At 62.5% G+C, this 13,256-nt stretch carries 8 protein-coding genes; 5 read left to right on the top strand and 3 right to left on the bottom strand.

Annotated elements, in window-relative coordinates; genetic code table 11:
• The first annotated feature begins 96 nt into the window (after positions 1 to 96).
• Positions 97 to 2,796, top strand: coding sequence for an EAL domain-containing protein (locus JNO51_RS07115; protein WP_215782315.1), 2,700 nt, complete (start codon positions 97 to 99; stop codon positions 2,794 to 2,796).
• Between the two features lie 14 nt (positions 2,797 to 2,810).
• Here the strand turns inward: JNO51_RS07115 and JNO51_RS07110 are convergent, their stop codons facing one another.
• A complete protein-coding gene (locus tag JNO51_RS07110) occupies positions 2,811 to 4,130 on the bottom strand; it encodes a tetratricopeptide repeat protein (protein WP_215782314.1) in 1,320 nt (439 codons plus the stop codon).
• Positions 4,131 to 4,340: 210 nt separating this feature from the next.
• Between JNO51_RS07110 and JNO51_RS07105 the strand changes: the two genes are divergently transcribed.
• From JNO51_RS07105 to JNO51_RS07090, 4 genes are all read left to right on the top strand, one after another.
• On the top strand, positions 4,341 to 5,498 hold the full coding sequence (locus JNO51_RS07105) for a PP2C family protein-serine/threonine phosphatase (RefSeq protein WP_215782313.1): 1,158 nt from the start codon (positions 4,341 to 4,343) through the stop codon (positions 5,496 to 5,498).
• Between the two features lie 94 nt (positions 5,499 to 5,592).
• The gene (locus JNO51_RS07100) at positions 5,593 to 6,618 is read left to right on the top strand and encodes a BMP family protein (protein WP_215782312.1); all 1,026 of its coding nucleotides are present in this window, start codon (positions 5,593 to 5,595) and stop codon (positions 6,616 to 6,618) included.
• A gap of 181 nt (positions 6,619 to 6,799) precedes the next feature.
• Positions 6,800 to 10,267, top strand: a complete 3,468-nt coding sequence (locus JNO51_RS07095; RefSeq protein WP_215782311.1) for a response regulator — start codon at positions 6,800 to 6,802, stop codon at positions 10,265 to 10,267.
• Positions 10,268 to 10,278: 11 nt separating this feature from the next.
• Positions 10,279 to 10,896 carry a biliverdin-producing heme oxygenase gene (locus JNO51_RS07090; protein ID WP_215782310.1) on the top strand — a complete coding sequence of 206 codons (618 nt, stop codon included), beginning with the start codon at positions 10,279 to 10,281 and terminating at the stop codon, positions 10,894 to 10,896.
• Here JNO51_RS07090 and JNO51_RS07085 read toward each other — a convergent pair.
• Positions 10,854 to 12,035, bottom strand: a complete 1,182-nt coding sequence (locus tag JNO51_RS07085; RefSeq protein WP_215782309.1) for a response regulator transcription factor — start codon at positions 12,033 to 12,035, stop codon at positions 10,854 to 10,856. The two genes, JNO51_RS07090 and JNO51_RS07085, sit on opposite strands and share 43 nt — an antisense overlap.
• Positions 12,036 to 12,050: 15 nt before the next feature.
• Positions 12,051 to 13,211 (bottom strand): PleD family two-component system response regulator, encoded by a 1,161-nt coding sequence (locus tag JNO51_RS07080; RefSeq protein WP_215782308.1) that lies wholly within the window; start codon positions 13,209 to 13,211, stop codon positions 12,051 to 12,053.
• Between the last annotated feature and the right edge of the window lie 45 nt (positions 13,212 to 13,256).

The following is a 13,256-nucleotide window of genomic DNA, read 5'->3' as shown; positions in this document are numbered from 1 at the left end:
TCAAGCACTTCATGCTCATGCACAAAAAAGCGGGGTGACATCAAATTTTTCTGAAATAGAATCCTAAGATAAACACATATTTATTAAAAGCGCCTTATGACCTCCACCCTGTCACGCCTGTGGCGCGGCTTGCTTGCCAACCAGATGGCCTTGCTGATCGCACTGCTGACCCTCGGCATCGGCGGCATCGAGGCCATTCAGTTCAACAGCGCCATGCAGGAGGACACCGAATATCGCACCCTGCTGCAGCAACAGCTGGCCAACAGCATGCAGCAACAGCGGCTGGCACTGGAACGCCAACTCTCCGATTACGCCATCTGGGACGAAGCCAGCAGTCGCATCAACCGCAGCGAGCCGGACATGGTCTGGATTCGCTCGGCCCTCACCCGCTCGGTGTATCTGAACCTGCGCATTGACAGTGCCCTGATCGTCGATCCGGCCAGCAGAAAGGTGATCTTTGCCCTGCAGGATGGCCACGAAGTCGCCGACGGCCAGGATCCGCTGGCGCTCGACGACACCGCATGGCGCTGGCTGCACTCGGTACTGCTGCAGCAGGCGCGCCATCCGACCAGCGGCTACATCCTGACCCATGCTGGCGGCCCGCTGCTGCAGGGGGACCTGTCGCTGCTGGTCGCCCAGCCCGTCCTGCAGGAAAACGGCCCGACCGTGATGAACCACCGCAAGGTCATGATTTTTGCCCGCCGCGTCGATCGCGTGCTGGCCCGCCAGATCTCGTTCAACAGCGCCATCAGCAACGCCTGGATCGCCCTGCGCCCCTCGGGCCAGGCAGACATCCTGCAACAGCCGGTTCACGGGATCGACGGCCGCCCGCTCGCCTGGCTGAGCTGGCAGTTTCACGCCCCGGGCAGAGACATGCTGCACCGTCTGGTGCCTGCGACCACGGCACTGTGCAGTTTGCTGCTGCTACTGGGCTGGTTGCTCGGGCGCCAGGCCAACCGGCTGCGGGGCCGTCAGGCCGCCACACTGCAGCGACTGGAAAGACAAGGACAGGCTTTGCGTGACATCGTCGAGCAGAGTCAGTCGCAGCACAGCGGCGGGCTGTCGGCACTGTGCCGCAAACTGGCAGAGACCCTGGAAGCCAGCCGGGTCGTCATCTGGCAACACGCGCTGGATACACATCGACTGCACCGCGTGGCCGGCAGCGACAGCCAGACCCATCTGGCGGACGAACAAATCACCCTGATGTCCGACGCGGCACGCATCGAACGGCTAGATCGCCTGCGCTTCATGGCCATCCGCGAAATCGATACCCGCCCGCTGCATGAGAGCTTCGTCAGCTACATCCGGCGCTACCGTCTGCAGAGCGCACTGATCGCCACCATCCGTGTCGGCCACAAGATGCACGGCATCATCAGCGTCGAACACCAGCAACCCCGGCGCTGGCACCAGGATGAAATCAACTTCATCTGCTCGGCAGCCAATGCCATCGCCCTGCAAACCGAAACCGGCGCCAGACAGGCCGCGGAAAACGAGCTGGCCAACCTGTTCTACTTCGACTCGCAGACCGGCCTGCCCAACCAGCACCGCCTGCTGCTGCACCTGGACAACCTGGCCCTGACCGGCAAAGACCGCCAGGGCATCTGTTGTGCCATCGAATTAAGTGATCTGGCCCAGATTATCGAAGGATTCGACAAGGCCACCGGAGCCGCACTGACCAATGAAGTCGCCCGTCGGCTGCAAAACCTGATCCGCGTCGGCGAAATCGCCGCCCGGCTCAGCGACACCCGCTTTGCCGTCTGGCTGGAAGGGCAGGATGACGAGGAGCTGAACGCCCGACTCTCCGGTTTGCACCAAAGCATCCGCGCCCCCTATCTGTTGCCGCCACATGCACTGCACCCACGCTTCCAGCTGGGGGTCAGCTTCTTTCCCGACGACGGACCGGATGCCGAAACCCTGGTACAGCGTGCTCAGGCGGCCCTGCAGCAGACACCCGGGCCAAGCCCCCAGCCCTGGTCACGCTTTGACAGCCACCTCAACGACCAGCGCAAACAGAGCCAGCAGCTGCGCATGGAATTGCGCCAGGCAATGGACAAGGGGCAGCTGTCACTTCACTTCCAGCCGCTGATCGATCTGCGCAGCGGGCAAGTCAGCGGCGCCGAGGCCCTGCTGCGCTGGCAGCATCACGAACACGGCGCGATCTCACCCGCGCTGTTCATCCCGCTGGCCGAAGAAGATGAAGTACTGATTTGCGCCATCGGCAAATGGGTGCTGGATCAGGCCTGTGCCCATGCGGCACGCTGGCGCCTCAGTCATGCGCCGACCCTGCGCATCTCCGTCAATGTCTCGGCCAGACAAATGGAGTCTCCCGGCTTTCATCAGCTGGTGCGCGAGATACTGGCACGTCACGCACTGCCGCCCAGCGCCATCGAACTGGAACTGACCGAAAGCATTGCCATGAGCCATACCAGCGAGGTCGAAACCAATCTGCGCGAACTACAAGCCCTGCAAGTCGAAATGGCCATCGACGACTTCGGTACCGGCTATGCCAGCTTCAGCTATTTACGCCGCTTCCCGGTGAACCGTCTCAAAGTTGACCGGCAATTCTTCGAATCCGTCCCGCAAGACCTGCAGAAAAGCAATCTGGTGAAAATGATTGTGGCCATGGGACATGCCATGGGGGCCAGCGTGATCGGAGAGGGGGTCGAACAGGCGGAACAAGTGCGCTTCCTGCGCGCTATCGGCGGTGATTACGCCCAGGGCTACTACTTCAGCAAGCCGCTCCCGGCCGCCGAGATGGAAGCTTTCCTGCAGCACCCGGACATCGGGCTGCCCTGAGGGGAACGCGCCGTTCAGCGCTTCACGGCCAGCAACAGCAGACCATCCACCGGCAGGGCCAGCTCCTCTCGCACCACCAACTGCGTCAGCTCAACCGGCTGCATCCCCGCGGACTCAAGACCCTGATGCAGATAAGCCTGCGCATGTTGATAGCGTCCGCTCGGCGTAATGCCGAAATCGCCCGCCACAAAGCGCTCTTCCGCCGAGGCCAGCAAGTAGCCACCGGGGCGCAATACCCGCGCCATTTCCCTTAGCAACTCATCCAGCGCGCCAAAATAGATGAAAGTGTCGGCACTGGCGATCAGATCGAGACTGTCCGCAGGCAGCGTACGCAGGTAAGCCACCATTTCCACCTGCTGCAGCTGGTGATAGCACCCCTTGCGGGCAGCCAGAGCCAGACTCCTGGCCGACAGGTCCACACCGACCAACTGACGGGCTCGTGCCGCCAGATAAGGGCCACACAAGCCCGTACCACACCCGGCATCGAGAATCGTCAGCCCCTCGCCCACCCCGTGGCGTGTCAGCATCTCGTCCAGACGGGCCGGAATGCTGTACTCCAGCGTGCCGATCATTTTGCTGTCGAACACATCAGCGGCCTGATCGAAATACATCTGCAGATAGGCATCCGAAGCCCGCGCCGGCACATTTTCCACCGTACAGGCCGCCAGCATATGGGCCGCAATCGGATTCTCCGGCTCCTGCGCCAGCCACTGCCGATAGATCTCGGCGGCCTCATCGATCCGTCCCAGAACATAAAAGGCAATCGCCAGGATATGGTGAGCCTTGTCGTCATGCGGCGGCAGCACATAGGCCTGACACTGGCACCGGGCGGCTTCCAGCACCTCGCCCAGCGCGGCATAGACCGTACCCAGACTGTTCCAGCTCTCGGCCTGAGCCGGGTCCAGGGCCAGCGCCTGCTCAAACGCCGTTCTGGCCTCGGCGGCCTTGCCCGCGGCCAGCAGGACACTGCCCAGATTGCGCCAGACCTGCACCTGACGGGCGTCACGCTCCAGCGCCAGAATAAAGGCGGCCGCCGCCTCATCGTGACGCCCCTGGGCTGCCAGCATATTGCCCAGATCGTTCGGCCACGCAGTCTGATGCGGCGCCAGCGCGACCGCCTGATGCAGCGCCTGCACGGCATAATCGCCCTGCCCGGTCTGATACAGCCACAAGCCAAAGCGATAGTGCAACTCGGGCCAGCACGGCCAGTCGGCCAGCAAGCCCTGATAGCCCTCCCCCGCCCATTGCAGGCGACCGTCGCACTGCGCCTGCCAGGCGGCCGCCAGGGCGGCCTGGGCTTCCGGCGAGATCGACCGGTAATCCGAAGAGCTCATGTCACACTCCCGTCCGCTGTGTCGACAGCGGGGTTCAAGTTCACAAAGTGGGGCATTATATTTGTTTATCACAACCAATGTGATAGCTCTATTTTCCTTGCATTCCTGCCGACGCTATCGATAATGACATCTGGGAGCCAATAGCCCGATTCAAAGACAACTCAATACCACTGATGCACATGGCCGCAAGGCTGACGGCTTGAGGAAAACATGCCGCTTCCATTGATTTTACTGGTCGATGATGACGTCGCCGCACTCAGTCCGCTGGTGCTGTTTCTCCAGCAGGCTGGCTTTCGCTGCACCGGCGTACACAGCGGCCAGGAGGCGCTGGCATTCTGCCAGAATCATCGTCCGGATCTGGTGGTGATGAGCCTGCAGATGACCGGCATGGATGGTCTGCAGCTCACCGACCAGCTGCGCAAGCAGTTTGTCGACGAATGGATGCCGATTATTTTCCTGTCGTCAGACGACGACGCCGACCACATCCTGGCGGGTCTGACGGTGGGGGGCGACGACTACCTCTGCAAACCGGCCAATCCCGACATGCTGCTGGCGAAGATCCGTGTTTTCCTGCGGATCTCCCGTCTGCAACGCCAACTGACCGACGATGCCGTGCGGCTGGCACGCTATTACGAAGAGAACGAATTCGAGCAGACCCTGGCACTGGAACTGATCCAGCGCCTGACCTACCGCTCCTTTGTCGGCCAGGCCCACATCTGGCACACCCTGCACCCGGCCGGCATCTTCAACGGTGACATCATCTGCCGCAGCCACTCCGCCCCGGGTCTGGAGCACTTCCTGCTGGCAGACTGCACCGGCCACGGCCTGACCGCCGCCATCAGTGCCCTGCCGGTCATCGACGGCTTCTACGAACTGGTGAAACAGTTCCTGTCGACCAGCTTGCTGGCTGGCGGCATCAACAAAAAATTGCACAGCCTGCTGCCCACCGGCCGCTTTGTCGCTGCCGCCCTGTGCTCGATCGATTACCTGCACCGCACCCTGTCCATCTGGAACGGGGGCATTCCCTGCGCCCTGCTGATCGGGCGCGGCGGGCAACTCAAGCATGGCTTCCCCTCGCGCTACCCGCCGCTGGGCATTCTGGACGAAGCCGATTTCGACAACACCTTGCAGCAAGTCCACTGGGAAGACGGTGATCTGCTGGTACTGTCCTCCGACGGCATCACCGAAGCCAGCAACCTGAAAGGTGACCAGTTCGGGCTGAGCGGTGTTCAGCATGCCATTGAGCATGGCTGGCCGGATGCGGTAGGCAACAGCATCCTGGAAGCACTCAGCCGCCACCTGGATGGGGACGATGCCAAGGATGATGTCTCCCTGCTGGTCGTCCGGCTGCACGTCCCCAGCGACTAAGCCCCCGCCCTCGTCACCGCATCGTCATATTGCTTCCCTTCGTCAAGAATAGGTAGTTATACTTATGCAACTATTCTTGCCGCAAGGATTGGCCATGCGCCCCGACCTGAAGCGCTTTCTTCCGCCAGTGCTCTCTCTGCTGCTGGCCTGTGCCGCCTCAGGTCAATCCTTTACCCCGGTCCTGCTCTACGACAGCACCTCGGGGCGTTTCGACAAAGGCTACGGCCAGAATGCCTGGCAGGGGGCGGAGCGCTTCGCGCACGAGTCCCATCTCGCCTATCGCCAGGTCAGTCTGCGTCATGGCATGACACCGGAAGCACTGCTTGAGCAGCAGGCACGCCGCCATCCGAGCATGATCGTGGCAGTCAGCTTCCTCTTCGCACCGGCGATCGAAAAGGTGGCGCCCCGCTACCCGCACACCCGGTTCACGCTGATTGATGCTGCCGCCCCCGGGCGCAACGTGCAAAGCATTCTGTTCAAGGAGCACGAAGGCTCGTTTCTGGCCGGCATGGCCGCCGCACTCAAATCACGCAGCGGCACCATCGGCTTCGTCGGAGGCATGGATACCCCGCTGATTCGGGCATTTGGCTGCGGCTACGCCCAGGGAGCGCGCTACATCAACCCGCGCATCCGGGTATTGCAGGACATGGCCGGCAACACCCCGGCCGCCTTCAATGACCCGGCACGCGGCAAGCAACTGGCCCAGGCACAATTGCGCCACGCTGCCGACGTCATCTACGCCGCCGCGGGCCATACCGGTCTGGGCTCGCTGCAAGCCGTGGCCGAGGCCGGCAAATTCGCCATCGGGGTAGATATCAATCAAAACGCCCTCTTTCCCGGCGTCATGCTCAGTTCCATGGTCAAACGCATCGACCTGGCGGTCTATCAAACCCTGCGGGACGGCCAAAGGGGGCGCTGGCATGCCGGTGTCCGGGTGCTCGGCCTGCGTGACGATGCGCTCGGGCTGGCCATGGATCGTTACAACCAGGGGCTGATTGATCTCGACATGCAACAAAAACTGGCACAGGCCCGGCGGAACATCGTCAGCGGACGCCTGTCCGTCATCGATTACCGCACCACCCATCAATGTCCGACGATCCCGGCAACCCTGCACCCGTAGCTTTTGCCGGCTTCAGGCAAACGGGCGCCCGGACAACAGGACAGCCGGCGTGTCCCTAAGCCCAGTGGACAGCGCACGGCAGGCACGCCATTCTCGCCTATACTGAATTCTAAACAGGTTCACAAAAAACAATTTAAATCGAATAGCATAATTTGCCAGTCTGACTTGGAAAGGGAGGGACATGGCGGATTCCCCTTCGGTTGCGGACCCGACACAGTTGGCGCTGGCGCTGGCCCATTGCGCCTCGGAGCCGATTCATCTTTGCGGCACCATTCAGCCGCATGGCATCCTGCTGGCGCTGGATGATCAAGGCCTCATCCGCATGGCCAGCGACAATCTGCACCTGCTGCAGGACAAAGCCACCGCAGACTGGCTGGACCAGCCGGCCGAGGCCCTGCTCGGGACGGACAATACCCGACAGTGCCTGGCCCTGAGCGACAGCGCCGTCCTGCCACTGCGCATTGGCGTGCAATCCTGGCTGGCCCAGGCACATCGCAGTCAGGCATGGACCCTGATCGAACTGACCCGCCAGTCCGACGCCGACCCCCTGCAACAGAACCAGCTGCTCGGCCTGATGCGCCAGACCCTGACCCCGCCGGCGCAGGATGGTTCACTGGAAGCTTACTGCCAGTTCATCTGCGAACAGGTACGCCAGCTCAGTGGTTTTGACCGGGTGCTGCTGTATCGCTTCGACGACAAATGGAACGGCGCCGTCATCGGCGAAAGCCGCAGCCCGGTGTTTCCTTCCCTGCTGCACCACCATTTCCCGGCCTCCGACATCCCCCCGCAGGCGCGCGCACTGTTCAGCAAAAAAATGCTGCGCGAACTGGTCGATGCCGAAGCCGAGAACATCCCGATCCTGCCCCGGCATCCGCCGGTCGAAGGGCAGGCACTCGATCTGGGGCGCTCGCGCTTGCGCGCCATGTCACCGATCCATATCGAGTACCTGCGCAATATGGGCGTCCGCGCCACCGTCACCGTCTCCATCCTGCACAACCAGCAGCTCTGGGGCCTGATCGCCTGCCATCACCAGCAGGCCAAAGCCTTGCCGATGCAGCAGCTGGAAGCCCTGGAGTGTATCGGCACCGCGGTCAGCCTCAAGATCGAGTCTCTGCAATCGCGCGCTTACAGCCGCTCGATGGAACGGGTCCGCCAGAGCCTGAGCAAGCTCTATCGCCTGATCCGCCACAGCGACAATCTGGAGCGTGTCTTGCAGATGTATGCCGAGGACTACCTGAGCCTGGCGCAGGCCGGTGGCAGCTCCATCCTGTTTGCCGGCAAACGCCATCGCATCGGCAACACCCCGACAGAGCAGGAAATCGCGGCACTGGAAACCTGGCTGCAGCAACAGTCTTTCGTCGATGGCGTGTTCAGTTGCGACAGCCTTGGCGAACGATACCCGCCCGCCCGTGACTGGTTTGACCTGGCCGCCGGGCTGCTGGCCATCGACCTGGACAACACCCGCAGCAACTTCATCTGCTGGTATCGGCCGGAAGTGGTGCGTGACATTGCCTGGGCCGGCAACCCCTATGCAAAGGTCGTCTCCGACCAGGGCGGGCAGCCCCGTGTCGAGCCGCGACGATCCTTTGCCGTCTGGATTGAAACCGTCATGGGCACCGCCGAGCCATGGCGCCAGGCCACCATTGATGCCGTGCGCCTGTTCTCCCTGTCCCTGATGCAGCTTCTGGTCGAGCAGGCTCGCCAGCACAGCGATGCGGCCGAAGCCGCCAGCCGGGCCAAAAGTGATTTTCTGGCCAATATGAGCCATGAAATCCGCACGCCGCTCAACGGCATCATCGGCTTGACCCATCTTTGCCTGCAAACACCACTCGACCCGCACCAGCGAGATTACCTGGGCAAAGTGATGGATACCTCGCAGACCCTGCTGCAGGTCATCAATGACATTCTGGATTTCTCGCGCATCGAGGCCGGCAAGCTGAAGATCGAGACGGTCCCCTTCCGCCTGAGCGACACCCTGGACAAGATTGAGCCGATGATCCGCCTGGCCGCCGAAGGCAAGGGGCTGGCTTTCCAGGTCGAATCGGACAAGGGCAGCGAAGTCGAGCTGTCCGGTGACCCGCTGCGCTTGCAGCAGATTCTGCTCAACCTGCTGAGCAATGCAGTGAAGTTCACCGAGCGGGGCTCGATCACCCTGCGCATCAAGGTCATGGAATCCGTCGCGCGCCGGCTGCGGCTGCGCTTCGAGGTCCAGGATACCGGCATCGGCATGACGCCGGCCCAGCAGGCCAGGATCTTCGAAGCGTTCGAGCAGGCCGATACCTCGACAACCCGTCGCTATGGCGGCTCAGGGCTCGGTCTGGCGATCGTGCGCCGCCTGGTCGCGCTGCTGGGCGGCAGCCTGCAACTGGACAGCCAGCCCGACGCCGGCACGCGCTTCAGCGTGCAGCTGTGGTTCGAACAGACCCCCGGCAAGGTCGCCAACGCTCGCGGCAAAGCCGCCTTGCGCCACGAGAAAATCCTGGTGGTGGCCGACGCCGGTTTTACACGCTCCATGCTGGCCCACCTGCTGCAGGAACTGAGTTACCCCTTCAGCTATGCCGAACGCCAGGCACATCAGTGCCATATTGATCCTGAACAGCAGGACGACCTCTACCGGCTGTTGCTGATCGATGGCGCCGAGCCCGATCAGGATCTGGCCCTGATCCGTCAACTGCGCCAGCACGCCCGGTTTCAGTCACAGCCCATTCTGTTGCTGAGCGACGACCCCGCTGCCCTGCAATCAGCCGTGGCTGCCAAAGACATCCAGGGCATCTTGCCGCGTCCGCTGGAGCGCAGCGCACTGTGCGAGGCACTGGATCGCCTGCTGGTCACGCCGCTGCGGCGCGCCGACAAGCCACCCCAGGCACCCCCTGTCAGCGCGCTGCGCGGCAAGCGGGTATTGCTGGTCGAGGATAACGAGGTCAATCGCCTGGTGGGCAAGGGCCTGCTGGAAGAGGTCGGCATCGTGGTCACGCTGGCCTCGGACGGGGTGGAAGCGCTGCAACGCCTGCAACAGCAGACAGTTGATCTGGTGCTGATGGACATCCAGATGCCGAATATGGACGGTATCACGGCCACAAGAGCCCTGCGTGGTCAGCCCGCCCTGGCCTCCCTGCCGGTCATCGCCATGACCGCGCATGCCATGCCGGAGGAACATGCCCGCTGCCTGGCAGCCGGCATGAACGATCTGATCACCAAACCCGTCTCGCCGCCCCTGCTGCAGCAGATGCTGCTGCAGTACCTGTGTGCGGGCAAACACCCATCAGTCAAGGCGAAGCCACAAGAGGACGCCGCACAGGCAAGCAGCCCGGGACTGGATCTGCAAGCGGGTCTGGCGCATGTCAGCAACAACACCATCGCCTATCACAAAATGCTGACCGTGTTCCGTATCCAGCATGGCAATGCCATCCCACTCATCGAGGAGGCGATCCGCCAGCGCAAGATCGATGCCATGCGCCAGCTGATTCACAAGCTGAAGGGGGCGGCCGGCACCATCGGGGCCATGCAGCTGTTTCAACAGGCGGCCACGCTGGAATCCCTGCCGCAGGACGAGCGCTTCAGCGCCCAGCTGGAGACCATGCGCGTCGAAATGCAGCAGGTCTTGCAGCAGATTGACCAGACCCTGGCCGAACAGGCGCCCAAACCATGAGGGATACGTCCATGTCTTCCTTGCAGCAGTACCTGCAGCAGGCCACCCGGGCGGCACACCAGCATCTCGACCAGCATGCCTTGCTGCGCCCCCTGCTGCACAAGGCGCTGAGCCGGCAAAGTTATGGCGATGCGCTGGCAGCCCTGCATGGCCTCTATGCCGAAAGCGAACGCGTGATTCTCGCCAGCCAGGCCCTCATGGCCAACGGTTTCGACTACCGGCCCCGACGCCGGCAGCCCTCCCTGCAGCAAGACCTGCAGGCACTGCAGCGGCAACCCTGGGCACTACGGCAAGCCCTTCAGACGCCGAGCGACACGGCGGAATGGATCGGTTATCTGTACACCCTGGAAGGCTCGGCACTGGGCGGGCAGTTCATTGCCCGCAAGGTGAGAGAAACACTGGGGGAGACCATTCCCCTGAGGTTTTTTCATGGTCGCGGCAGACAGACCGAGGCGCTGTGGCGGGACTTCCTGCATTATGCCGAGGCGACCTGCCCGCCCGCTCAATACCCGGCAGCGGCGCGCGGTGCCGACAGGGTCTTCCGGCTGTTCGCCGCACATCTCGACCGGCTGACCGGACAACACACTCAGAACAACTCGATGTCGTCGGCTTTGGGCGCCACCGGCTGAGGCAGGACATCACTGGCCAGATCGGCCTTGACCTGGGCAATGGCCTGCTGCAGGTCATGCAGAATGGCCGCCGTGTCGACCTTGTCCTGATACAGATCCTGGGCAGACTGCACCGCATCGCGCGTCATGCGCTGCAACTCGAACTCCTGTCGCTCACTCAGCCCCAGATGCAGGAAGGCGTCCTCGATATCCTTGACCAGCTTGCCGAGAATCTGCTCGCTGGCATGGCGCTGCTGGCCATGGTGCTGCTCGATCCCGGTCATCACCTGGCTATTGTGCTCGAGGATCTGCAGCAGCCGTTCGCTGCGCTCGCGCGTGGCCAGATACAGACCCAGCGTACTCATGCGAATATCGACCGACTCCGCCAGCATGGCCGCCACGTCCTTGATGCGAGCGTAACGTTCCGGCTCATCCGTTGGCATATTGTCGATGATCAGCGTCACGGCCGGGTAGTTGAACGCCGAGCGGGAACCAAGATCGACGATGCGATCCTGATTGGCCATATTGCTCAGCACGGAGACTTCCAGTGGCGAACAGGGGCCATGATGGCTAAAGGACCATGAGGCCTCTCGGCTGCGCAGCTGAATGCTGGCGGTGAGCTGATAATCCGACAGCGCCGACAGCGCGGCCTCGGCCAGCGCGGGATAGGCGTGCAAGGTGGCGGCACGTCGCAGAAAACCCAGTATGCGGCCGGCATCGCCGGCACTTTCCAGCGCCACATTGGCGGTCTTTGCCGCCGCCTGCGCCAGGGACTGCAAGGCTCTCTGCTGACGAATGTATTGCTGCATGGCCTTGAGCTTTTCCCGCAGCTCTTCGGCGGAAAACGGCTTGGTGATATAGTCCTGCCCCCCGGCCTCATAGCCCCTGAGACGATCTTCCAGCCCGGTGCGGGCCGACACGAAGATTACCGGAATGTGGGCCACGCCCTCTTCTGCCTTGAAGCGCCGGCAGACGCTGTAGCCATCCAGGTCAGCCAGTTGCACGTCGAGCAAAATCATATCCGGCTGCATCGTGCGTGCCTGCACCAGCCCATCACTGGCCGTCGCCGCGTGGGCAAGCACGAAATCCTCGCCAAGAATGGCCTCCAGCTGAATGGCAATCAGATCATCGTCATCCACCAGCAAAATTTTCTTGCCCATGCGCCGACTCCCTGTTCAGCGAGGCCCGCCCTGCAAGGCCCGCAGTGCACGCAAATGCCCGGCCACATCCAGACCATTCAGATACAGACCGGAAATCTGTTCGGCCGTCTGACGCAGCATCTGCGCCACCGCCGCCTCCTGTTGCTGCGTCAGGCTCAGCCGGATAAAGGTGTTTTCCATCTCGATCAGCATGCTGTCCAGAATCTGCTCGGTCTGTGCCCGATTGGTCTGGTGGCGTGCATCAATCTCGGCCAGCGCGGTCATCGCGGCCTGCAACAGCTGTGACTGTCTGGCGGCCGCGGCATCCTTTTCCTGTTGCAGACCGGCGGCCAGTTCGCGTTCACGCAACAGTGCCTCGGCGCCCAGGGCCTCGAGCCGCGCCTGGCAACCTTCAACGATCAGGGCCAGATTGTCGCGCAGGCGTCCGGCACGCTCACCATCCTCCACCGGCATGTTCTTGATCAGCAGCGTAATGCCATGATCGTTGAAGACGGTCTGGCGACCGAGGCTGCGAATGCGGTCTGTACCGGCCAGATGGGTCAACACCCCTTCTTCCACGGCAGACACGGCACCGCGCTGGCTGCGAAACAGGCAGTCATCCATGCTGCGCAGAGCGACACAGGCATCCAGCTGATATTCGCTGCAGGCCTGCAACAGCACCTCGGCCAGTTCCGCCAGGCCATGGCAGGAAAATCCCTGACGCAGGCTTTGCAAAACCACGCCAAGCTCGGCCACCGATGACATGGCGGTCATGGCGGTCTGGAAGGCTTCGCGCGAGTTGTCACTCAGGCGCACCCGTTCGCTGGCATGCTTGAGCACCACCCCGACCTTGGCCAGCAATTCGGCAGGATTGACCGGCTTGCTGACAAAATCATCACCACCGGCCTCATAGGCCGCCAGACGATCTTCTTCCGACACGCCGGCCGAGACGAACAGCACCGGGATTTCACTGGTCTGGCCATCGGCACGCAGAGCGCGGCAGACACTGAAGCCATCCTGTCCCGGCATCAGGATATCCAGCAGCACCAATTGCGGCAGATGCTGCTGGGCCATGCTCAGGGCCATCTCGCCGTTTTCAGCCTCCAGCACCTGGTAGTCCTGCTGCAAGGCGGCGCTGACAAAGGCCCGCGGCAGGGCTTCATCGTCCACAACGAGAATCGTTGGCCGTTCTGTCATGCACGCCTCCTGTCGCGGATGAGCGATGTGAAAATCACCTCGTCT

This window comes from Paludibacterium sp. B53371 (assembly GCF_018802765.1).
GTDB lineage: Bacteria > Pseudomonadota > Gammaproteobacteria > Burkholderiales > Chromobacteriaceae > Paludibacterium.
Note: the sequence above shows the minus strand (reverse complement) of the source record. Positions and strands in the feature narration are given on the sequence as shown.